At 66.1% G+C, this 22155-nt stretch carries 22 protein-coding genes; 15 read left to right on the plus strand and 7 right to left on the minus strand.

Annotated features, from left to right (window positions below):
• Positions 1–84 precede the first annotated feature (84 nt).
• The 6 genes from ACE3TJ_RS18570 (at position 85) to ACE3TJ_RS18595 (ending at position 4785) form a co-directional block, all read left to right on the plus strand.
• A complete protein-coding gene (locus tag ACE3TJ_RS18570; protein ID WP_374599455.1) occupies positions 85–1041 on the plus strand; it encodes a DnaJ C-terminal domain-containing protein in 957 nt (318 codons plus the stop codon).
• A complete protein-coding gene (locus tag ACE3TJ_RS18575; RefSeq protein ID WP_374598871.1) occupies positions 1038–1928 on the plus strand; it encodes a YihY/virulence factor BrkB family protein in 891 nt (296 codons plus the stop codon). The genes ACE3TJ_RS18570 and ACE3TJ_RS18575 overlap by 4 nt, the downstream gene beginning before the upstream one ends.
• Before the next feature lie 8 nt (positions 1929–1936).
• Complete coding sequence (gene fabI / locus ACE3TJ_RS18580) at positions 1937–2740, plus strand: enoyl-ACP reductase FabI (protein ID WP_374598873.1); 804 nt, start codon at positions 1937–1939, stop codon at positions 2738–2740.
• Positions 2737–3807 carry a chorismate synthase gene (gene aroC / locus ACE3TJ_RS18585; protein ID WP_374599458.1) on the plus strand — a complete coding sequence of 357 codons (1071 nt, stop codon included), beginning with the start codon at positions 2737–2739 and terminating at the stop codon, positions 3805–3807. The genes fabI and aroC overlap by 4 nt, the downstream gene beginning before the upstream one ends.
• Complete coding sequence (locus tag ACE3TJ_RS18590; RefSeq protein ID WP_374598875.1) at positions 3804–4088, plus strand: acylphosphatase; 285 nt, start codon at positions 3804–3806, stop codon at positions 4086–4088. The genes aroC and ACE3TJ_RS18590 overlap by 4 nt, the downstream gene beginning before the upstream one ends.
• Positions 4089–4182: 94 nt before the next feature.
• Complete coding sequence (locus ACE3TJ_RS18595; protein ID WP_374598877.1) at positions 4183–4785, plus strand: PEP-CTERM sorting domain-containing protein; 603 nt, start codon at positions 4183–4185, stop codon at positions 4783–4785.
• A 12-nt stretch (positions 4786–4797) separates the two neighbouring features.
• On the opposite strand, the gene ACE3TJ_RS18600 is transcribed toward ACE3TJ_RS18595, so the two are convergent.
• The gene (locus ACE3TJ_RS18600) at positions 4798–6087 is read right to left on the minus strand and encodes an adenylosuccinate synthase (RefSeq protein ID WP_374598879.1); all 1290 of its coding nucleotides are present in this window, start codon (positions 6085–6087) and stop codon (positions 4798–4800) included.
• 156 nt (positions 6088–6243) lie between these two features.
• Here ACE3TJ_RS18600 and ACE3TJ_RS18605 point away from each other — a divergent pair, with 156 nt between their 5' ends.
• The gene (locus tag ACE3TJ_RS18605) at positions 6244–7245 is read left to right on the plus strand and encodes an alpha/beta hydrolase (protein ID WP_374598881.1); all 1002 of its coding nucleotides are present in this window, start codon (positions 6244–6246) and stop codon (positions 7243–7245) included.
• Here the strand turns inward: ACE3TJ_RS18605 and ACE3TJ_RS18610 are convergent.
• From ACE3TJ_RS18610 to ACE3TJ_RS18620, 3 genes are all read right to left on the minus strand, one after another.
• Positions 7242–8357 carry an ATP phosphoribosyltransferase regulatory subunit gene (locus ACE3TJ_RS18610; RefSeq protein ID WP_374598883.1) on the minus strand — a complete coding sequence of 372 codons (1116 nt, stop codon included), beginning with the start codon at positions 8355–8357 and terminating at the stop codon, positions 7242–7244. The genes ACE3TJ_RS18605 and ACE3TJ_RS18610 overlap by 4 nt on opposite strands.
• A gap of 186 nt (positions 8358–8543) precedes the next feature.
• Complete coding sequence (gene serA / locus ACE3TJ_RS18615; RefSeq protein WP_374598885.1) at positions 8544–10121, minus strand: phosphoglycerate dehydrogenase; 1578 nt, start codon at positions 10119–10121, stop codon at positions 8544–8546.
• A 52-nt stretch (positions 10122–10173) separates the two neighbouring features.
• Complete coding sequence (locus ACE3TJ_RS18620; RefSeq protein WP_374598887.1) at positions 10174–11310, minus strand: phosphoserine transaminase; 1137 nt, start codon at positions 11308–11310, stop codon at positions 10174–10176.
• A 147-nt stretch (positions 11311–11457) separates the two neighbouring features.
• Between ACE3TJ_RS18620 and ACE3TJ_RS18625 the strand changes: the two genes are divergently transcribed.
• On the plus strand, positions 11458–12606 hold the full coding sequence (locus ACE3TJ_RS18625) for an alpha-hydroxy-acid oxidizing protein (protein ID WP_374598888.1): 1149 nt from the start codon (positions 11458–11460) through the stop codon (positions 12604–12606).
• Here the strand turns inward: ACE3TJ_RS18625 and ACE3TJ_RS18630 are convergent.
• On the minus strand, positions 12603–13745 hold the full coding sequence (locus tag ACE3TJ_RS18630; RefSeq protein ID WP_374598890.1) for a diguanylate cyclase domain-containing protein: 1143 nt from the start codon (positions 13743–13745) through the stop codon (positions 12603–12605). The two genes, ACE3TJ_RS18625 and ACE3TJ_RS18630, sit on opposite strands and share 4 nt — an antisense overlap.
• A 162-nt stretch (positions 13746–13907) precedes the next feature.
• Here ACE3TJ_RS18630 and ACE3TJ_RS18635 point away from each other — a divergent pair, with 162 nt between their 5' ends.
• The 3 genes from ACE3TJ_RS18635 to ACE3TJ_RS18645 are packed head-to-tail and all read left to right on the plus strand — an operon-like array spanning position 13908 to position 16749.
• Positions 13908–14540, plus strand: coding sequence for an extensin family protein (locus tag ACE3TJ_RS18635; protein ID WP_374598892.1), 633 nt, complete (start codon positions 13908–13910; stop codon positions 14538–14540).
• 32 nt (positions 14541–14572) lie between these two features.
• Positions 14573–15451 (plus strand): LOG family protein, encoded by an 879-nt coding sequence (locus ACE3TJ_RS18640; RefSeq protein WP_374598894.1) that lies wholly within the window; start codon positions 14573–14575, stop codon positions 15449–15451.
• A gap of 38 nt (positions 15452–15489) precedes the next feature.
• Positions 15490–16749 carry a DUF418 domain-containing protein gene (locus ACE3TJ_RS18645; RefSeq protein WP_374598896.1) on the plus strand — a complete coding sequence of 420 codons (1260 nt, stop codon included), beginning with the start codon at positions 15490–15492 and terminating at the stop codon, positions 16747–16749.
• Here the strand turns inward: ACE3TJ_RS18645 and ACE3TJ_RS18650 are convergent.
• Positions 16746–17396 carry a cytochrome c family protein gene (locus ACE3TJ_RS18650; RefSeq protein ID WP_374598898.1) on the minus strand — a complete coding sequence of 217 codons (651 nt, stop codon included), beginning with the start codon at positions 17394–17396 and terminating at the stop codon, positions 16746–16748. The genes ACE3TJ_RS18645 and ACE3TJ_RS18650 overlap by 4 nt on opposite strands.
• A gap of 148 nt (positions 17397–17544) precedes the next feature.
• Between ACE3TJ_RS18650 and ACE3TJ_RS18655 the strand changes: the two genes are divergently transcribed.
• Positions 17545–18438, plus strand: a complete 894-nt coding sequence (locus ACE3TJ_RS18655; protein WP_374599460.1) for a prephenate dehydratase — start codon at positions 17545–17547, stop codon at positions 18436–18438.
• Here ACE3TJ_RS18655 and ACE3TJ_RS18660 read toward each other — a convergent pair.
• Positions 18430–19713, minus strand: a complete 1284-nt coding sequence (locus tag ACE3TJ_RS18660; RefSeq protein WP_374598900.1) for a serine hydrolase domain-containing protein — start codon at positions 19711–19713, stop codon at positions 18430–18432. The genes ACE3TJ_RS18655 and ACE3TJ_RS18660 overlap by 9 nt on opposite strands.
• A gap of 84 nt (positions 19714–19797) precedes the next feature.
• Between ACE3TJ_RS18660 and ACE3TJ_RS18665 the strand changes: the two genes are divergently transcribed.
• From ACE3TJ_RS18665 to zapE, 3 genes are read left to right on the plus strand one after another with little or no spacing between them, the layout of a single operon-like run.
• Positions 19798–20547, plus strand: coding sequence for a ParA family protein (locus tag ACE3TJ_RS18665; protein ID WP_374598902.1), 750 nt, complete (start codon positions 19798–19800; stop codon positions 20545–20547).
• A gap of 10 nt (positions 20548–20557) precedes the next feature.
• Complete coding sequence (locus ACE3TJ_RS18670) at positions 20558–20989, plus strand: PaaI family thioesterase (protein WP_374598904.1); 432 nt, start codon at positions 20558–20560, stop codon at positions 20987–20989.
• Positions 20986–22104 carry a cell division protein ZapE gene (gene zapE / locus ACE3TJ_RS18675; protein ID WP_374598906.1) on the plus strand — a complete coding sequence of 373 codons (1119 nt, stop codon included), beginning with the start codon at positions 20986–20988 and terminating at the stop codon, positions 22102–22104. Before ACE3TJ_RS18670 ends, zapE begins: the two co-directional genes overlap by 4 nt.
• The last annotated feature ends 51 nt before the right edge of the window (positions 22105–22155 follow it).

Here is a 22155-nt window from a genome sequence, read left to right on the forward strand (position 1 = left end):
GCGCTGAAATTCCTCCCTATCTCCAGCCTGTTGTATTTCGGCAACAGTGGATTTTCCGGAGGCATTGTGGTGAGCGTAGGGACGATGAGCGATCTCTATTCGACCCTTGGTGTGCAGCGCGGGGCAAGCGATGCGGAAATCAAATCCGCCTACCGCAAGCTGGCCAAGGAACTGCACCCCGACCGCAACAAGGACAACCCGAAAGCCGCGGAGAAATTCTCCGAGGTGACGGCGGCCTACGACCTGCTTTCCGACAAGGACAAGCGCGCGCAGTACGACCGCGGCGAGATCGATGAGCAGGGCAATCCGAAGATGCCGTTCGGTTTCGGTGGTGGGCCGGGCGGCGGCTATAGCCGCACGCACACCGGCGGTGCTGGCCCCGGCGGCGAGGATTTCAGTTTTGCAGGCGCTGCGGACGATCTGCTTTCCGAGTTGTTCGGGCGCGGGCGGCGTGGCGGCGGTGGCGGTTTCGGCGGATTCGATTTCGGGGGCGGCGCGGGGCCGCGCCAGCCGCCTGCCAAAGGCCGCAACGTTGCCTACAAGCTTGCCGTGGATTTCGCCGAAGCCGCCGAATTGAAGCCGCAGCGTGTGACGCTCGCCTCCGGCAAGACGGTGGACCTGAAGCTCCCCGCCGGGTTCGCGGAAGGCCAGCAGATCCGGCTTGCCGGTCAGGGCGAGGCGGGGCCGGGCGGCAGCGGCGACGCCATCGTGACGCTGCGCACCGCGCCGCACCGCTTCTTCAAGCGCGATGGCGACGATATTCGCCTCGATCTGCCGATCCGGCTCGACGAGGCCGTGCTCGGCGCCAAGGTGAAGGCGCCGACGACGAGCGGTTCGGTGATGCTTTCCGTGCCGCCGGGCGCCTCTTCGGGCAAGGTGCTGCGCCTGAAAGGCAAGGGCTTCCACAAGAAAGACGGCGGGCGCGGCGATCTGCTGGTGACGCTGGCGATCGTGATTCCCGAGAGCGACGCCGCGCTGAAGGCGTTCGCGGAAGGGTGGGACAGCGGCAAGGCGCACGATCCCCGCGCCGGGATGGCATGATCCGTCTTTTCGCGCGGCTGCTTGAGGAAGAGCGGCGCGCGGTTCGCGTGGCCTTTCGCGTCGCGAAGGGCGTGTGGGACGACGGCTTCATCCACGCCGGGAACCTCGCCTATCTTTCGATGCTGGCGCTGTTTCCGTTTTTCATCGTGCTCGGTACGATTGCGGGGATGCTCGGCCGGTCCGACGCCGGGCTCGAAGCGGTCGAAGGCTTTCTGCGGACGCTGCCGCCATCCGTCGCCGGGATCGTCGGCCCGCCGATCGAGGCTGCGATGCAGGGATCGACCGGCATCCTCACCTTCTCGATCGTCGTCGGCCTGTGGACGGCGGGGAGCTACATCGAGACGATCCGCGATATCCTGCGCCGCGCCTATCATGCCGAATATGCCGCGCCCGTCTGGCAGCGTCGGCTTGGCAGCCTCGCCGTGATCCTCGGCAGTGTGATGCTGATGCTGGCGGCGTTCGCGGCGCAGGTGATCATCGTGGCGGCGGAGGAGGTTGTGGTCCGCTTCCTGCCATGGATCGACATGGTCGAGCAGATCATCGACATCGGGCGGCTGGGGCCGCTCGTGATCCTGTTCATCGCGCTCTACCTGCTGTTCCACAGCCTGACGCCGGGGCGTTTCCGCAAACTGGGGCCGAAATGGCCGGGGGCCGCCGTTACCGCGGGCGTATGGGTGGGGGCGACGCTGATCCTGCCGCGCCTGCTCGCCGACGTTTCCACCTACGATCGCTTCTACGGGCCACTCGCGGGCGTAATGATCACGCTCCTGTTCTTCTTCATTGCGGGCATGGGATTCGTGATCGGCGCCGAGCTCAACGCGGCACTGGCAATGGAACCCGAAAATGGGCAAAAGGACGCGGAATCGGGGGGACAACCGAAAGGCTGAAAGCAGACATGGCTGGATTGTTGCAGGGAAAACGCGGGCTGATCATGGGGCTCGCGAATGAACGTTCGCTGGCGTGGGGGATTACAAAGGCGCTGGCGGATCATGGTGCGGAACTCGCGTTCAGCTATCAGGGCGAAGCGCTGGAAAAGCGCGTGCGCCCGCTCGCCGAAAGCGTCGGATCGGATTTCCTGATCGATTGCGACGTTTCCGACATGGCAGGGCTCGATGCCGCGTTCGAAACGCTGGCGGCGCGCTGGCCGACGATCGACTTCCTCGTCCACGCCATCGGCTTTTCGGACAAGAACGAGCTGCGCGGCAAATATGTCGATACCAGCCTCGAAAACTTCCTGCTGACCATGAACATCTCCGCCTACAGCTTTGTCGCGGCGACGCGCCGCGCGCGGGCGATGATGCCGAATGGCGGCTCGGTGCTGACGCTGAGCTACTACGGCGCCGAGAAGGTGGTGCCGCACTACAACGTGATGGGCGTGGCGAAGGCCGCGCTTGAAACGAGCGTCAAGTATCTCGCCATGGACCTCGGGCCGGAGAACATCCGTGTGAACGCGATTTCCGCCGGGCCGATCAAGACGCTGGCGGCGAGCGGCATCGGCGACTTCCGCTACATTCTGAAGTGGAACGAACTGAACAGTCCGCTGCGGCGCAACGTCACCATCGAAGACGTGGGCGGCGCGGCGCTCTACCTGCTTTCCGACCTCGCCAGCGGGGTGACGGGCGAAATCCACCATGTCGACGCCGGCTACAACGTGATCGGCATGAAGGCCGAGGACGCGCCGGACATCGCGCTCGCCTGATGTTCAACAGCTTCGGCCGCATCTTCCGGTTCACGACGTGGGGCGAAAGCCATGGCCCGGCGCTCGGCGTCGTCGTCGACGGCTGCCCGCCGGGGATCGCGCTCACCGAGGCCGATATCCAGCCGTGGCTCGACAAAAGGAAGCCCGGCCAGTCCCGCCACACGACGCAGCGGCGCGAGCCCGATGAGGTAAAAATCCTTTCGGGCGTGTTCGAGGGCAAGACCACGGGCACGCCGATCTCGATGTTGATCGAGAACGTCGACCAGCGTTCGAAGGACTACGGCGACATCGCCGAGAAGTATCGGCCCGGCCACGCCGACTACACATACGACGCGAAATACGGCTTCCGCGACTATCGCGGCGGCGGGCGCTCGTCGGCGCGCGAGACGGCGGCGCGCGTGGCGGCGGGGGCGGTGGCGCGAAAGGTGATCGAGGGTGTCGGCATTCTCGGGCATGTCGTGGAGATCGGCGGCGACCGCGCGGAGCGGTTCGCGGCGCACACGCTCGGCGACAACGACTTCTGGTGCGCGGACCCGGATGCGGCGAAGCGCTGGGAGGTGCTGCTCGACAGCGTGCGCAAGTCCGGTTCTTCGGTGGGCGCGGTGGTCGAGGTGTTAGCGAGCGGGGTTCCCGCAGGCTGGGGCTCGCCGCTTTATGCGAAGCTCGACGGCGAACTCGCGGCGGCGATGATGTCGATCAACGCCGTGAAGGGCGTCGAGATCGGCGACGGCTTCGCGGCGGCGCGCCTGCGTGGCGAAGACAATGCCGACCGGATGCGGCCGGGGGCAGGGGCGGGCGATCCGCCTGTGTTCGACACGAACCACGCCGGCGGCGTGATGGGCGGCATTTCGACCGGGCAGGACGTCGTCTGCCGCATCGCGCTGAAGCCGACTTCGTCGATCCTGACGCCGGTGCAGACGATCACGCGCTACGGCGAGGCGGTGGAAGTGATGACCAAGGGGCGGCATGACCCCTGCGTCGGCATTCGTGCCGTGCCCGTTGCCGAGGCGATGATGGCCTGCGTGCTCGCAGACGCCTTCCTCATGCACCGCGCACAGGTGGGATGACGGACCGGACCGCGCGGCGGCTGCGCATTCATGGCCGCGTGCAGGGCGTCTGGTTCCGCGCATGGACGCTGGAAACCGCGCAGGGCCTTGGCCTCGACGGCTGGGTGCGCAACCGCATCGACGGCACGGTGGAGGCGCTCGCCGTGGGTTCCGACGAAGCCATCGAAAAGCTGATCGCCGCCTGCCACGAAGGCCCACCCGCCGCGAAGGTGGAGCGCGTGGAAGTGGAGGAGGCGAAGGGCATCGTGCCGCGCGGCTTCAAGAAGAAACCAACCGTTTAGAACCGCTCCTGTAAACTGAGACGTGAAAACGCCCGCGCGGTGTCGCGGCTGCCGTGTCACGCCCTCGTCCGGATACCGGCAAGGAGATTGGATCATGTTCAGATTTCTTGGCGCGTTGGCAGCGGCTTCGCTGCTCAGCTTTCATGCGGCCGCCGCCGTCATCAGCGCGGATTTTCGCACGGAGGCGGACCTGCCGGACTATAGCGTGCGCGGGGCACTCGTCCATGAACGGACAGGGTCCGTGCTGGGCGCCGGCAACGAGCTCGACAGCAGCGATTTCGTGAGGAATCCCAGCCATTGGGGCGGCGGTATCGTTCATGTGGACTGGGACGCGGCGACCAACGTGCTGACGCTCGATTCGCGCGACACGTGGGATTTCCAGACGTTCATTCTGGAAATCGGCAATATCGTGTTCGACAGCGCGCAGAAAATCGTGGGGCTGTCGGTGATTTCCGATGGCCTCGTAACGCGTGAGGGCGGCGCGCCGATCCTGAACTTTACCGACGACGGGCTATCGATCGGGTATCAGAGCGGCCGGTACGACGTTTTCAATTTCACCGGGCGCGAGGCGAGGTTCCAGGTGATCCTTGCCGATATCGCGGACGTCGCGCCGATACCCGAGCCGGGTACACTTGCACTGCTGGGTCTCGGAATCGTCGGGCTTGCCGCGCTACGGCGGTCCCGCGCCCGCGCCTGAGCGGACAGACGCTCAGTCCGCGAAAGGGTCCGTCACGAGGATCGTGTCTTCGCGTTCCGGGCTGGTTGAGACGAGCGCCACCGGGCAGCCGATGAGTTCCTCGATACGGCGGACGTACTTGATCGCCTGCGCGGGGAGCTGTGCCCAGCTGCGGGCGCCGGCGGTCGATTCGTGCCAGCCGTCGAACGTCTCGTAGATCGGCTTCGCGGCGGCCTGCGCGGCGGGGTGGGCCGGCAGGTGATCGTAGTGAACGCCGTTCACATCGTAGCCGGTGCAGATCTTCAATTCTTCGAAGCCGTCGAGCACATCGAGCTTGGTGAGCGCGATGCCGGTGACGCCGGAAACGGCGATCGACTGGCGCAGCAGCGCGGCGTCGAACCAGCCGCAGCGGCGCTTGCGGCCCGTGACCGTGCCGAACTCGTGGCCGCGCTCGCCGAGGCGCTGGCCGGTTGCGTCGTCGAGTTCGGTGGGGAAGGGGCCGGAGCCGACGCGTGTGGTGTACGCCTTGACGATGCCGAGCACATAGCCGGTGGCAGACGGGCCGAGGCCGGAGCCGCCGCTCGCCGTGCCAGCGATTGTGTTGGAGCTGGTGACGAACGGATAGGTGCCGTGGTCGACATCGAGCAGCACGCCCTGCGCGCCTTCGAAGAGGATGCGCTTGCCCGCGCGGCGGGCCTCGTTGAGGCCGACCCATGCTGGACCGGCATAAGGCAGAACCTCGGGCGCGATGGCTTCAAGGTCGGCGATCAGCGCGTCGCGATCGATGGGATCGACGCCGAAACCGGCGCGCAGCGCGTTGTGGTGCGCGAGCAGGCGGTCGATCTGCGGGCCGGCCTCATCGAGGTGCGCGAGATCGCAAACGCGGAGCGCGCGGCGGCCGACCTTGTCCTCATACGCCGGGCCGATGCCGCGCCGGGTGGTGCCGATCTTGCCGGCGCCGCTCGCGTCCTCGCGGAGCGCGTCGAGATCGCGGTGGAACGGGAGAATCAGCGGGCAGGTTTCGCTGATGATGAGGTTTTCCGGGCTGATCGCGACGCCCTGGCCGCGCAGCTTCTCGATTTCCGCCTTGAGGTGCCACGGATCGAGTACGACGCCGTTACCGATGACGGACAGCGTGCCGCGCACGATGCCCGACGGCAGCAGGCTCAGCTTGTAGGTGTTGTTGCCGACGACGAGCGTGTGGCCCGCATTGTGACCGCCCTGGAAGCGCACGACGACATCGGCGCGGGCCGATAGCCAGTCGACGATCTTGCCTTTGCCCTCGTCGCCCCACTGGGCGCCGATCACGGTCACATTGGCCATTTCGGGGACGTCTCCATTCAGCGTCGATACACGGCGGCACTCACTAGGGTTGTCGGGCCTGTGCGTCCACGGCTTTTGCATGGGCGGACGAAGGATATTCACGCTATCAGGCGTATCGGCTCGTGCGGGACTGGAGAAAAGATGCGGACAAGGCGGATGATCGGATGGGCCGTGCTGCTGCTGGCGGGCGCTGCGGCAGCGCAGCCACGCCCGGGCGGGGGCATGGGCGGCGGGCTGATGGCCTGCCGCGCAGACATGGAGACGCTGTGCGGCAGCGACAAGGCGAACAAGCTCAAGATCCGCCAGTGCATCATCGAAAACCGCGACAAGGTCTCCGACGAGTGCAAGCGCGCGCTCGATGCGATGCGCAACGGCCCCGGCGCGGGCGCGATGCCGACCGTGACGGTGAGCTATGGGAACGACGCGCGGCAGGCGATCGACTTCTATCGCGCCAAGGGCGCGGTGCCCGCGCCGCTCATTGTGTTCATTCATGGCGGGGCGTGGAGCCTTGGGGACAAAAGGCAGGCATCGGGGCGGAAGCCGGAGCACTTCACGGGCGAAGGCTATGCCTTCGCCTCGATCAACTACCGTCTGGTGCCGCAGGCGACCGTGGAGCAGCAGGCGGCGGACGTTGCGTCCGCGATCGACATGCTGCGGTTCCGCGCGGCGGAATATGGCATCGATCCGAACCGGATCGCGCTGATGGGGCATAGCGCCGGGGCGCACCTCGCAGCGCTGGTGGCGACCGATCCGCAATATCTGAAGGCTGCAGACGTGCCGATGGGCGCGGTGAAGGCGGTCGTGCTTCTGGACGGCGCGGGGTATGACGTGGCTGCGCACATCAAGACTGGCGGGCCGATCGTGCAGAAGCTGTATGGCCCGGCATTTGGGGACGATCCGAAACGGCAGAGCGCGCTATCGCCTATGACGCATACCGCGCCGCCGAACGCCGCTGCATGGCTGGCGCTTTATGTCGAGGGGCGCGATGCGTCGCTCGGACAATCGCGAGGGCTGGTGCAGGCGCTTGAAAAGGCGGGCGCGAAGGCGCGGGCGGTGGCTGTGCCGGACAGCAGCCATGGTGAACTCAACCAGAAGCTTGGCGAGAGCGATGATGCCGCGACGGCGGAGGTGGATGCGTTCCTGAAAGCGGCGCTTTAGAGCTTGATGAGTTCGCCGTTTTTCAGCGCGTAGTCGCAGCGCAGGCGGGCGGGCGTGTCCGCGTCGGTGAGCGCGGCGACCGTTGTCCAGCCCTCGGCACGCAGTTTGGCGGCCTGCGCGGCTTCACCGAGCGGCACAAAGAGGCGGCGGCGGCGCGAGGCGCCGAGACCCGCATCGACGAGGCCGTCGACGTAGAGCGAGAAGCCCACCGCCGTTTCCTCGCCGCCGCCCGGATGGCGCACGAGATAGGTGCCGCCGCGGCCGACCTCGCCGCGTACGCCCGCAGCGAACACGGAGAAGCCGATCCACGTCTGGTATTCGAAGCCGTGACGCTCGGTGGGATCGATGGTGACGGCGGCGTGCGGGGCAGCGGTTGCCACCAGCCGTTCGAGGCCCGCGATGCGCGTGTCGAGCGCGCCTGCGGCGTCGAGCGCCTTGAGGCGTGCGAGCGCGGTATCGGCGGGGCCGGCGGCTTCGATGAGCGTGCTGTACTGCGCGGCGCCGAGTGCCTGCAGCGCGGCGGCATCCTTGCCGTCGAGCGCGGTTTGCACGTCGGCGAGCGGCTCGGTGACGGGCCACGGGCCGGCGGCGAGCGTGCCGACGAGATCGGGGAGGGTGAGGTCCACCGACATGTCGGTGAGGCCTGCCGCAGACAAGGCTTCGAGCGCGATGCCGAGGAGTTCGACGACGGCATCGACGTGATCGGAGCCGATCAGCTCGGCGCCCATCTGCATCGCCTCGCGCTGCGGGCCGACCTGTGCCGGGCGTACGCGGAGCACGGGGCCGCCGTAGGCGAGGCGCAGCGGGCGCGCGATGTGCGCCATGCGCGTGGCGGCGATGCGGCCGACCTGCGCGGTGATATCGGGACGGAGCGCCAGCGTGCGCTGCGACAGCGGATCGACGAAACGGAGCAGATCCTGCGGGCGCGCGGAGGAGAGGCGCGTGACGAGGCTGTCCTCGAACTCCACGAGCGGCGGCGAGACGCGCTCGTAGCCATGCGCCGAAACCTGATCCAGCAGGGTGCGGAGCAGGTCGGCGGCCGCCTCGGCCTGCGGCGGCAGGCGGTCGCGGAAGCCTTCGGGGAGCAGGCCCTTGGAGATCGGATCGGTCATGGTGGCCCGGCTCTAGCGGCGTGCGCGGCCCGAAACAAGGTTCAGGCCGCGCATAACGTTACTTAGAGCCTGATCGTTTGAGATGGAAGCGCGACGCGCTTCCATCTCAAACGTGAATCAGTCTCTAATCATTAGCTTGGACAGCGATTCACGGTTCAGGCTGATTCAGCCTGAACCGATCGCGGTCTAGAAGCGAAGGGCCTTCACGTCCTTCACGCCATCGAGCTTGCAGAGCGTCCACAGCAGCGGATCGGCGATGTCGCCGTCGACCGATAGCAGCAGGATCGCCTCGCCGCCCTGACCGCGGCGGCCGAGGTGGAAGGTGCCGATGTTGACGCCCGCTTCTCCGAGCGCGCTGCCGACCTTGCCGATGAAGCCCGGCTTGTCTTCGTTCGCGATGAACAGCATCGAGCCGTCGAGATCGGCCTCGACCTTGATGCCGAACAGCTCGACGAGGCGCGGGTGCTTCATACCGAAAAGCGTACCCGCGACCGAGCGCTCGCCTTCCTCGGTCTTCACCGTCACACGCAGCAGCGTGTGGTAGTCGGTCTCGCGTTCGTGGCGGACTTCCGCGATTCCGATGTCGCGCTCGCGGGCGATGTGAACAGCGTTAACCATGTTCACGGTGTCCGAAATCGGCCGCATCAGGCCGGTGACGACCGCCGACGTGATCGGCTTGATGTTGAGTTCGGATGCCGCGCCCTCGACCTCCACGGTCACGTGGCTAACCGCGCCCTTGGCGAGCTGGCCCGCAAGGAGCCCGAGCTTTTCGGCAAGCTCGATATAGGGGCGGACCTTCGGCGCTTCTTCCGCGGAGAGCGAAGGCACGTTGAGTGCGTTGGTGATGGCACCCGACAGCAGGAAGTCCGAGATCTGCTCGGCGACTTGGATGGCGACGTTCACCTGCGCCTCGTCCGTGGACGCGCCGAGGTGCGGTGTCGAGATGAAGCCGGGCGTGCCGAACAGCGGGCTTTCATGCGCGGGCTCGGTGACGAACACGTCGAGCGCGGCGCCTGCAATATGGCCCGAATCGAGCAGTTCCTTCAGCGCCGCCTCGTCGATGAGGCCGCCGCGCGCGCAGTTGATGATGCGCACGCCCTTCTTCGTCTTGAGGAGGTTTTCACGGCTGAGGATGTTGCGCGTCGAATCGGTGAGCGGCGTGTGCAGCGTGATGAAGTCTGCGCGGGCGAGAAGCTGGTCGAGCTCCACCTTTTCGATGCCGATGTCCTCGGCGCGCTCCGGCGTCAGGAACGGATCGAACGCCACAACCTTCATCTTGAGCCCGAGCGCGCGGTCGGCGACGATCGAGCCGATATTGCCTGCGCCGATCAGGCCGAGCGTCTTGCCCGTGACCTCGACGCCCATGAAGCGGTTCTTTTCCCACTTGCCGGCCTGCGTGGAGGCGTCCGCCTCCGGGAGCTGACGGGCGAGCGCGAACATCAGCGCGATGGCGTGCTCGGCCGTGGTGATCGAGTTGCCAAACGGCGTGTTCATCACGATCACGCCCTTTGCGGACGCAGCCGGAATGTCGACATTGTCGACGCCGATACCGGCGCGGGCGACGACTTTCAGGTTGGTCGCGGCTTCGAGAATGTCGGCCGTAACCTTTGTGGCCGAACGGATTGCGAGCGCATCGTACTGGCCGATGATTGCCTTAAGCTCGTCCTTGGTGAGGCCGGGCTTCTCGTCGAAATCAACGCCGCGCTCCTTGAAGATTGCTGCGGCCTTCGGGGACATTTTATCGGAAATCAGAACCTTGGGCATGGAAGTGCCTTTCAATTCAACGTCAATGGATCGGCGGGAAAGCCGGAGACGATTATTGGGAGATGACGGTTTCGAAGGCCCAGTCGAGCCAGGGCGTCAGCGCCTCGATGTCGGCGGTTTCGACCGTGGCGCCGCACCAGATGCGGAGGCCTGCGGGCGCGTCGCGGTAGCCGTTGATGTCGAGCGCCGCGTTTTCCTTTTCGAGGAGCGAGGCGATCTTCTTCGGCGTTTCCGCGTCGGCGCGCGGGTCCGTGATCTTCAGGCAGACGCTGGTGTTCGAGCGCGTCGCGGGGTCGACCGCGAGGTTCTCGATCCACGGCGTCTTTTCGACCCATGCATTGAGCGCGGCCGCATTGGCATCCGCACGGGCGGCGAGGGCTTTCCAGCCGCCGAGCCCGTCCGCCCATTCGAGCGCGTCGATATAATCCTCGACGCACAGCATCGAGGGCGTGTTGATCGTCTCGCCGACGAAGATGCCTTCGATCAGCTTGCCGCCTTTGGTCATGCGGAAGATCTTCGGCAGCGGCCATGCGGGCGTGTAGGTTTCAAGCCGTTCCACCGCGCGTGGGGAGAGGATGAGCACGCCGTGCCCGCCTTCGCCGCCCAGCACCTTCTGCCACGAGAAGGTGGTGACATCGAGCTTGTCCCACGGCAGATCCTGCGCGAACGCGCCGGAGGTCGCGTCGGCGAAGGTAAGGCCTTCGCGATCCGCCGGGATCCAGTCGCCGTTCGGCGCGCGGACGCCCGAGGTGGTGCCGTTCCATGTGAAGATCACGTCGCTGGCGAAATCAACGGTGCCGAGATCAGGAAGCTCGCCGTAGGGCGCTTTCAGCACCGTGGGGTTCAGTTTCAGCTGCTTGGCGACATCGGTGACCCAACCTTCACCGAAGCTCTCCCAGGCAATCGTCGTGACGGGGCGGGTGCCCAGCATCGACCACATCGCCATTTCCACCGCGCCGGTGTCCGAGGCGGCGACGATACCGATGCGGTAATCGTCCGGCACGCCCAGCACCTTGCGGGTGAGGTCGATGGCGAGCTTCAGGCGCGCCTTGCCGAGCTTGGCGCGATGCGAGCGGCCGAGCACGTCGAGATTGAATTTCAGGGGATCCCAGCCGGGGCGCTTGGCGCAGGGGCCGGAAGAAAACTGGGGGCGAGCGGGCAGGGTGCCCGGTTTCGTAACGTCAGTCATAATCTCTCCTTACAGAGAGCGCGCGCCGCGTTGGGACGGCGTGGCCCGCCGCCGCTCATAGAGATGCGCGGCGAAGAGTCAAATGGCCATTTTGTGGCAAGCGATACGGGTGCTACAGGCGGGGCGAAAAGGTCGGGGGAGTTCGCCATGCGTCTCAGTGATTGTCACAACATCGCAGATTTCCGCAAACTTGCGAAAAAGCGCCTGCCTGCGCCCGTGTTCCACTACATCGACGGCGCCGCGGACGACGAGATTACGCTGGCGCGGAGCACGGCCGCGTTCACTGACTGCGACCTGGTGCCGCGCGTTCTTGCGGGCGTGGAAACGGTGGACATGTCCACCACGCTGTTCGGCAAGCGCATCGAGATGCCGCTATTCCTCTCGCCGACAGCCCTTCAGCGCCTGTTCCACCACGACGGCGAACGCGCCGTAGCGCGGGCGGCAGAAAAGTTCGGCACGTTCTGCGGGGTTTCCAGTCTTGCGACCGTGAGCCTCGAGGAGATCGGGCGCACGATTTCCACGCCGAAGCTGTTCCAGTTCTATTATCACAAGGACAAGGGGCTCAATAGCGCCATGATCCAGGCGGCGAAGGCCGCCGGTTTCGATGCGCTGGCGCTCACCGTGGACACGATCGTGGGGGGCAACCGCGAGCGCGATTTCCGTACCGGCTTCACCTCGCCGCCGAAGCTGACGCTTGCCAGCATGTTCAGCTTCGCCACGCACCCGTCGTGGACGCTGAATTACCTGCTGCGGGAGCGATTCGAGCTTTCGAACCTCAAAGATCACATCAAGCAGGGCAGCAACACAGCGGTGACGGTGAGCGAATATTTCACCTCGCTGCTCGACCAGACGATGGACTGGAAAGCCGCCGAGGCGATCCGCGCCGAATGGGGCGGGCCGTTCTGCCTGAAGGGCGTGATGTCCGTGGAGTGTGCGCGCCGGGCGATCGATATCGGTGCGAGCGCGATCATGATTTCGAACCACGGCGGGCGTCAGCTCGACGGGTCGCGCGCGCCGTTCGATCAGCTCGCGGAGATCGTGGACGCCGTCGGCGACCGGCTGGAGATCATCCTCGACGGCGGCGTGCGGCGCGGCACGCATGTGTTGAAGGCGCTTTCGATGGGTGCGCGCGCGGTTTCGGGTGGGCGGCTCTACCTCTATGCGCTCGCGGCGGCGGGGCAGCCGGGCGTGGAACGCATCCTCGCCAAGCTGCGCGGCGAGATCGAACGCGACATGAAGCTGATGGGCGCGCGTACGCTTGCCGATCTCTCGCGCGAGAATCTGCGCTTCCGCTAGGCGGCGGCAGGGACAGCTATTTCCTCGGTGGTGTGTGCGGCGATGCCGACGCCGCGCCTTTTGGCGATGTAAAGGGCTTCGTCGGCGCGGCTGATGAGGGGTTCGAGATCTTCGGCGCGGTCGTCTGAAACGGCGTAGCCGATGCAGGTTGAGATTTTCGCGACCCGTCCGCCGAGCCGGAACGGCTGGCGGATCGCCGCCTCGATGCGCCGCGCGAGCACGGCGGCCTCCTCCGGGTGTCTCATACCGCATTGAACGACCGCAAACTCGTCGCCGCCGAGCCGCGCCGCCATGTCCGTGTCGCGAATGATGTAGGCGAGCCTCTTGCCGACCGCCGCGAGCAGCGCGTCGCCCACCGGGTGGCCGTGCTCGTCGTTGACGGTCTTGAAGCCGTCGAGATCCAGGCAGTGCACCGCGACGAGCCCGGCGCGCGAATTGAGCGTGACATGCTCCTCGAACCATTCACGAAGCGCGAGGCGATTTGGCAGGTCGGTGAGGCCGTCTGTGCGCGCGAGATTGCCGAAGGTAATGCGCCGGCTGATCTCCCGCACCGTGAAGCGGTAGCGATCGAGCAGGCTGCGGATGCCGCCGGCGAGCAGCGCGGTCATCATCGCGGCGGTGGCCCAGTAGCTCTCGTTCGGCACCATGAAGGCCGCCGTGACGCCCGGTACGATGCCGAAGGCCATGCTGGCGATCGCAAGGCGTGGCCGCAGCGCCATTCCGGCGGAAACTCCGGCACCGTAGCCAACGAGCATCGTAACGGTGAACAGGTGTGCTTCAGGCGCCGGCAGCGTGAAGATGCGCACGCCATACGCGCCGAGACACGCTGCGAAGGCGAGGTAAGCGACCGCGAAATACTGTTCCAGACGCTGGGCACGCGCGAGGCCGAGCCCTGTATCGAACGCTTCCTTGCGGCCGCCAAAGGCGACTGCGAGCCGGATGAGGCTCGTGAGCGTCCCCAAGGCGACGATGATTGCGAGCGTCATGTCGCCGGTTTCGCGAACCGCCAGGCAACCGCCCGCGATGAAGCCGACGCTCATGATCAGCGAGGGGATGAACGCAGCGTAAAGGCTGCGCACCAACTCCACATAGATTCCGTCGAGCACGGTCTCTGCTCGCGGGAAGAACACCCGTTTCATACGCTACCCGTACCCCGCAACTCTTACTTAGCTCTCTCAGGAGCGGTTCGTGGGAGGTTTCCCGATGCGGATTGAAGCAAGGTTAACACGCGCGTCAAAAAGCGATGGGCCGAAAAGGGCGGGGTCGGTTGCAGGGGATGGCTGCCGCGCTAAAAGAAAGGCATGTGGGGTCGCTTTCTTTCCGCCTTGTCGCTTGTTGCCGTTGCGGCTTGCTCGGGCGGTGCGCCGCCGGTTTCGGGGCGCCCGCCGGAATCGCGCCCGCCGGAAGACGCAGCGGCCTGCTTCGCGCGGCTCGATCGCATCCAGGGGTTGAAGTATCGCAAGCTCGATCCGCATGTCGAAGGCCAGTGCGGATACGAGAACGCGGTGCTGCTGCTCGACATCGGCGTGCCTGTGGCCGGGCTGAAGGCGGTTTCGTGTCCCGTCGCCGAATCGCTCTACCGGTGGGTGCATGAAGGCGTGCGCCCGGCGGCGCGCGATCATTTCGGGGCGGATGTCGTCCGCATCCAGAGCTACGGCACCTATGCTTGCCGCACGCGCAACAGCCAGCCGGGCGCGCGGCTTTCCGAACATGCGCGTGCGAACGCGGTCGATGTCGCGAGCTTCACGCTGGCGAACGGCCGCACGGTGGCGGTGAAATCCGGATGGCGTGGGCCGGGCGACGAGCAGGGGTTCCTGCGCGCCGCGCACCGCGCCGGCTGCGCACGCTTCAACATCGTGATCGGCCCGGATGGGGACGCCTTTCATCAGGATCACCTGCATCTCGACATGGGACGCGGGCCATATTGCCGCTGACGTGCGGCGCTTTGGGCGTTAGAGACGCCCACATGGACGATAAAACCACAGTAGCGCACCGCACGTTCCCCTCGGCCGAAGAGGATGCGGCCGCCGCCGCCAAGACCACACCGATCCCGCAAACGGAGCACCCGAGCTATCGGCTGGCGTTTCAGGATCCGGATTTTCTTCTGCGCGAGGAGCTGCGCCCCGTTCGTTTTCAGCTTGAGCTGCTGAAGCCGGAGATGCTGCTGAAAGAACACGGCATCGCCTCTACGTTCGTGCTTTACGGCTCTGCGCGCATACCGTCGCCCGAAATGGCAGAGGCGCTTGTTGCTGCGGCCCGTACGGACTGGGAACGCAAGGTAGCCGAAAGGATGCGCGCCAAGGCGAAATACTACACGGAGGCCTACAAACTCGCCTATCTCGTCTCCTCGCTGCCGCGCGAGGACGGTGAGCGGCATTTCGTGGTGTGTTCCGGCGGGGGACCGTCGATCATGGAGGCCGCGAACAAGGGCGCGCATGACGCCGGCGCGGAATCGGTCGCGCTCAATATCGTCCTCGAGCATGAGCAACTGCCGAATCCGTACGTGACCCCGGCGCTTTCTTTCCAGTTTCACTACTTCGCGCTGCGGAAGATGCACTTCCTGATGCGCGCGAAAGCCGTGGCGGCGTTCCCCGGTGGCTTCGGCACGTTAGATGAACTGTTCGAGACGCTCACGCTCATTCAGACACGCAAGGTGAAGCCGTTCCCCGTGCTGCTGTTCGGGCGCGAATTCTGGGAACGGATTATCAACTTCGAAGCGCTTGCCGAGGAGGGCACGATTTCGCGCGATGACCTTTCGCTGTTCCACTTCGTGGAGACGGCCGAAGAGGCTTGGGAAATCGTGGCGGGCTTCTACGAGATTTCTGCTATGGGTGGCCCCTGCTAGGGCGGCGTTGAACGACAGCGCCCGAACCGGGGAGGGGGATGGGCGAAGCGCGGGACAGCGCGACACGCATCGAGGCGCTCGATGTCCTGCGCGGTATCGCCATTCTCGGTATCATGCTGCTCAACATCTGGGCGATGGGCAGCGTGCCCGGCATCGGCTCCGATCCCCGCATTTCCGGGTGGGCGCTTTCCGACCGCGTCGTCTGGTGGGTGCAGCAGCTCTTCGTGGAAGGCACGATGCGCGGGCTGCTTTCGCTGCTGTTCGGCGCGGGGTTCGTGATTCTCGCTACCCGCCCGACCGGCGCTCGCTCGGCGCTATCGATCTACTATCGGCGCATGGCCGCGCTTATCGTGTTCGGCCTCATCCACGGCTACCTGCTGATGTGGCCGGGCGACATCCTGCTCATCTACGGTATTGCCGGGCTGTTCCTGTTCCCGTTTCGCGACCTTCCGGCGCGTGCGCTCATCGGCCTTGGGTTCGGCGGCATCGCGGTTCTTACCGCCATCGGCGCTGCGGCGGTCGTCGAAGGGATGAACACGCGCGAACACGCGGAGGCCGCGATCGCCGCAGGGGCGGGCGACGAGGACGAGCGCATCGTTGCGTGGCAGGACTATCTCGCCGCCATCCAGCCCGACCTTGAGGCCGATGCACACTCGCGTGCGGCGCGGCAGGGCAGCCTTGCCGACAACATCGCCTACAAGGCGACGATCGCCAGTGAATGGAACAGCCTTGCCGCGATCAGCTGGTGGTCGCTCGATGCGGTGGCGATGATGCTGGTGGGTGCCGGGCTGTTCAAGGCCGGTTTTCTTGGCGGCGGGTTACCGCGCGAAACCTATTTCAAGGTCGCGCTTGCCGGCTACGCGATCGGTGTTCCCATCAATTTCATCGAAGCGGAGCAGGCGATCGCCGCCGGTTTCATGGTGCCGATTCCGATTTCGGAGGTCACCTACCAGATCGGGCGGCTGGCCACGACGCTGGGGCACACGGGCCTCGTGCTTGCGGCTTTGCAGACCGGGGGTGGCCGGCGTGTGCTCGGGATCTTCGCGGCGCCGGGGCGGATGGCGTTCACCACCTATATCGGCGAGACACTGATCGGACAGTGGCTGCTTTTCCCCGGCTTCGCACTCGGGCTGCACGGGAAAGTCTCGATCGCGCAGAGCTGGCTGATCGCGCTTGGTATTGCGGTCGTTTTGACCGCGTTCGCCACGTGGTGGCTCGGCCGCTTCAGAATGGGGCCGCTCGAATGGCTGTGGCGCTGGCTCACCTATGGCCAGCGCCCAGCATTCATTCGGACTTAGTGCGTCGCTTCCGCGGGTGCGGCTTCCGCCGGAGCAGCGGCAGCGGGCGCAGCTTCAGCGGCAGCAGCGTCGGCCGGGGCCGCAGCGGCGGGCGCTTCGGCAACCGCCGGCGCGGCCGGCAGCGGCAGCGGGCTGTCGCTCTGCGAATTGAGATAGACAAGCAGATCGGCGCGATCCTGCGGCTTCGAAATGCCCGCGAAGCTCATCTTGTTGCCGGCGATGTACTTGCGGGGCGATTCGACCCAGTGGCTGAGTTCGTCCCAGCCCCAGTTGCCGCCGTGGCTCTTCACGGCGTCCGAATAGGCGAAGCCCGCGAGGTGCGCGACCTTGGCGCCGAGAATGCCATAAAGGTTCGGACCCTGGCCGTTGGCGCCGCCCTTGTTGACCGTGTGGCAGGCAGCGCACTTCTTGAACTGCGCTTCACCCTTCGCCGGGTTGGCGGTGGCGAGGAACGCGGCGATCGGCTGCACGGCTTCGGCAGCACCGGCGCCGGCGTCAGCCTCGACCTCGACGCCTTCGACGACATAGCCCTTCGTTTCGGAGTGGCCAGGCGCGTAGACGAATCCCGTGAGGATCGACAGGCCAAGCACCGCAATCGCGGCCGCGAGCACCCAGCCGATAATCTTGTTCCATTCGTAACTGTCCACTGCGCCCTCCGAAGAGCGGGGCCTTTCTCTGAAGCCCCCCGGTTCAAAATCGCGCGGAACATAGTTTCAGGAGTCGGGATTGCCAAGCTCCAGATCGCCGCAGGCTGCGCTTGACGTGGGAAGCCCCCGCGCCGCAAAGAGCGCGGCGATGCAGAACTATCCCGAATCCGCCGCGCGGCTCGTTGAAGAGCTTGCGCAAGCCGCTGAAAAAACGCCGGAAACCGCCGTTGCCTTTCAGGGCGCGCCCGGCGCCTATTCGCATCAGGCCGCGCGAGAGATGGGGCAGGGTGCGCCGACACTGCCGTGTCTTTCCTTCTCCGACGCTATCGATGCGGTGCGCGAGGGGCGTGCGGGGCGGGCGATCATCCCGATCGAGAACTCGCTGCACGGCCGCGTCGCCGACATTCACTTCCTGCTGCCGGAGTCGGGGCTGTGGATCGTGGCCGAGCATTTCGTGCGCGTCCGTCACTCGCTGCTCGCCGTGCCGGGCGCCGCGCTTTCGGACGTAAAGGTCGCGATCAGCCACCCGCAGGCGCTCGGCCAGTGCCGCAAACGCCTTCGCGAATGGGGCATCAGTCCGGTGGCGTCGTTCGACACGGCTGCCTCGGCCGCGAAGGTCGCGGATGATGGGGACAAGGCGGTGGCAGCGGTCGCCTCGCAGCTCGCCGGGCAGCTTTACGGCCTTACGCCGCTCGCCGAAGGGATCGAGGACGAGGCGCACAACACCACGCGCTTCGTTTCGCTGGCCCGGGAGCCGTTGATGCCGGAGGCGGGACTTCCGGCCATGACCTCGCTGCTGTTCGAAGTGCGCTCGGTGCCCGCCGCGCTCTACAAGGCGCTCGGCGGCTTCGCCACCAACGGTGTCAACCTCACCAAGCTCGAAAGCTACATGCGCGACGGCCAGTTCCAGGCCGCGGAGTTCTACGTGGACATCGAGGGGCGCCCCGACGACCCCAATGTCGAACGCGCGCTCGACGAGCTGAAGTACCACACCAAGTGGGTGCGGATGCTCGGGACATACCCGCAGGCGCGTTCACGCTAGGTCTGCGGCGAGCGCTTTCCCGAGGTCTTCAGGGAGCGGATAGGCCTGCTGCGGCATGTACTGCGTCATCAGCACGACGCTGAGCTTCTGCGCCGGGAGCGCCGAGGCGAGCGTGCCTGCTGCGCCGCCCCAGCCATAGCTGCCGGGGATGAGGCCCGGGCCGGCGGTGGTGACGACGCGCCCGCCTGCGCCGTAGCCCTGATTGCCTTCATAGAAGACGCCTCTGGGGAGCAGGTTCGAGACCGCGAGCTTCGCGGCTTCGGGCGAGATGATCTGCGCGCTGCCATGGTGGCCGCCGTTCGCGACCATCCGCATGAAGCGCATGTAGTCGTCCGCCGTCGACACGAGCCCGCCGCCGCCCGCCGGGTAGCTGGCGGGGACGGCATACTCGGTCTTCGGCGGGGCATCGACGGGCACGAGGTTGTTGCTGTGGAGCAGATAGTTGGTGGCGAGCCGGTCCATTGATGCGGCGGGGACGGAGAAGCCGGTGTCGTGCATGGCGAGCGGCGTCAGCAGCCGTTCCTGGAGCACGGTTTCGAACGGTTTGCGCGCGACCTTTTCGATGACGGCGCCGAGCACATCGAGCGAAATGCTGTAATTCCACGCCGTGCCGGGATCGGCGACGAGGGGAAGCTCGGCGACGGCGTTCGCGAAGGCCTGCAGGTTGCTCGGCGATTCGCCGTCGCCCGGCTCGCGCCCGACCGTGCGCATACCGGGCATCAGGCCGAAGCGGCGATACGCCTTGCCGACGGCGCTGGGCATGAAGTGGTAGGTGAACCCGGCGGTGTGCGTGAGCAGGTGGCGCACCGTGATCGGCCCGCTCGCGGGGCGGGCTTCGAGGCTGGTCGCCGGATCGATGGCGACCTTCATCGCCTTGAACGCGGGGAGGATGTCGGCGATCGGCTGATCGAGGCCGAGCGCGCCTTCGCTGATCATCTGCGCGGCGAGCACGCCCGTGATCGGCTTTGTCATCGAATAGATGCGCCAGATGCTTTTCGCGTCGACCGGCGTTTCGCGCTGCAAGCCGAGCGTTCCCGCGCCGGTATAGAAAGCGGGGGCGTCGCCACTCGCCACGCCGATGATCATGCCCGCCACCTTGCGCTCCGCCACATAGCGCTCGGCAAGCGCCTTCAGCGCCGCCCAGTTGCGGACGGGCGCGGCGGCGGGGGCAGCGGTTCGGGACGTCGCGGCGCAGGCCGGAAGCAGCGCAAGACCGCCGAAAGCGGCGATTCCGCCGAGGAGGCTGCGACGGTCGAGCCCGGATTGCAATGTCATCGGCGGCGATTCCCCTGTTGGCTACGTGGCTTAGAAATGCCACATGAGTGGCATGGAAAAACAGGACGTCAACGGCGGAGCGGCATGAAAGTCATCGCAGTCTTCAGCCTGAAGGGCGGCGTCGGCAAGACGTCCGTGGCTGTCAATCTCGCGCATCTCCTTGCAACGCAGGCCAAGCGGCGCACGCTGCTGTGGGATCTCGATGCGCAGGGCGCGGCATCGGACCTGTTGCAGGTCGAACCCAGCAAGAAGGCCCGCAAGCTGTTCGCCGGAAGCGGTGGCGGCGATATCGAGGCCTATATCGTGCCGAGCAAGTGGCCGGGTCTCGATGTGCTCGCGGCGGACGAATCGCTGCGCAAGCTCGATGTCCAGCTTGTCGAATCGCAGCGCGCGAAGCTGCTGGCGAAGCGGCTTGCGGCTGTCGCCAGCGAGTACGACCGCGTCGTGCTCGATTGCCCGCCGGGCTTCGGCCTGCTCGCCGACCAGATCTTCCGTGCGGCGGACCTCATCGTCGAGCCGATGACGATGTCGCCGCTCTCGGCACGCACCAACGAGCAACTCGCCGAGCATCTGACGCGGCACCACAAGGGCGAGCCGCCGGTGATCCCGGTGTTCACGATGGTGGACAAGCGACGTGCGCTGCATCGTGAGACGCTGGAGGCTTGCCCCGACGTTCACGCGATCCCCTATTCGAGCAAGGTCGAGGAGATGGCGGTCTATTGCCTGCCGCTCGCCGAGATCGCGCCCGATGCCGTGGAAACCAAGGAGTTTTCGAAGCTGGTGACGGCGATCGAACGCAAGCTCACCAGGCCCGCCCGGCCGCGAAAGGCCTGACCGCCGCGCGATGCCGACCATAGAGATTGCGGACGGGCCGCTCAAAGGTTGGCGCCGCTGGAGTCAGCTTGACGAGGACAGTTTCCAGAGCCTGGTCGGGCCGGTCTATTTCCGTGCCGGCGCGGACGGCGGCGTCGAGTGCCGCTCTCCCACGGAGACGAAGCATCGCAACAACCAGGGCCGTCTGCACGGCGGCTATGTGACGACGTTCATCGATATGGCGCTGTTCGCCATCGCCGCGCCCGCGCTCACCGCGCACCGGGCGGTGACGCTGACGCTGAACACGGAGTTCCTTGGCGCCGGTGTGCCGGGCAAGGATATCTACGCGACCGGCGAGATCACCCGCGAAACCGGCAAGCTCATCTTCCTGCGCGGTCTCGTGACGCAGGACGGGCCGATCGCCTCGTTTTCCGGCGTGCTGAGGAAGGTCGCGCCGCGTTGAGCGTTGTCGAGGCGTACCGCGCGCTGATTGCGGCGAATGAACTGAAGGCTGATCCCGATCAGGCCGCCGCCGCGGCGCGGCTCCAGAAGCTCGAAGCGGAACTGCGCACGGGCCCGCCGAAGAACGGCCTGCTCTCCCGCCTGTTCGGCAAGGCGGAGAGCGTGCGCCCGCGCGGCATCTACATGTGGGGTGCGGTCGGCCGCGGCAAATCGATGCTGATGGACCTCTTCTACGAGGCCGCGCCCGCCATCCCCAAGCGTCGCGTGCATTTCCATGCCTTCATGCTGGAGGTCCACGCCGCGCTGCACAAATGGCGGGAACAGAACGTCGACGACCCGATCCTGCGCGTCGCCGAGGATATCGCGAAGGGCGTGCGCCTGCTCGCCTTCGACGAGCTTCAGGTGACGAACGTCGCCGACGCCATGATCCTCTCGCGCCTGTTCACGGCGATCCTCGGGCACGGCGTCACCGTGGTCGCGACCTCGAACCGCCCGCCGCGCGACCTCTACAAGAACGGCCTCAGCCGCGATCTGTTCTTGCCGTTTATCGATCTGATCGAGCAGGAACTGGATGTCGTGAGCCTCAATGGCCCGACCGACTATCGGCTCGACCGGCTGGCGGGGATGCCGACTTACTACGTGCCGAACGGGCCAGAGGCGACCGCCGCGCTCTCCGAAGCCTTCTTTCGTCTCACCGATTACCCGCCGGAAGATCGCGCGCATGTGCCCACCGAGACGATCGACGTGGGCGGCGGGCGTACGCTCCATGTGCCGAAGTCGCTGAAGGGCGTCGCCGTCTTCTCGTTCAAGCGGCTGTGCGGAGAGGCGCGGGGGGCGGCGGACTATCTTGCGGTCGCGCAGCGTTATCACACCGTCATCATCGTCGGCGTGCCGAAGATGGGGCCGGAGAAGCGCAACGAGGCGACACGCTTCGTGGCGCTGATCGACGCGCTTTACGAATACCGCGTCAAGCTGCTGATGGGCGCCGATGCGCTCCCCGGAGATCTCTATCCGGCCGGCGATTATGCTTTCGAGTTCGAGCGCACGGTCTCCCGCCTGATGGAGATGCAGTCCGCCGACTATATGGCCGAAGGGCACGGCGTAAGGACCGCCTGAAGCCCGGCTGATTTGCTGCGTCGCACACAGTGATGAGAATTTTGCACTGTG

Origin of the sequence: Sphingosinicella sp. (genome assembly GCF_041916975.1) — a bacterium.
Taxonomy (GTDB): Bacteria; Pseudomonadota; Alphaproteobacteria; order Sphingomonadales; family Sphingomonadaceae; genus Sphingosinicella.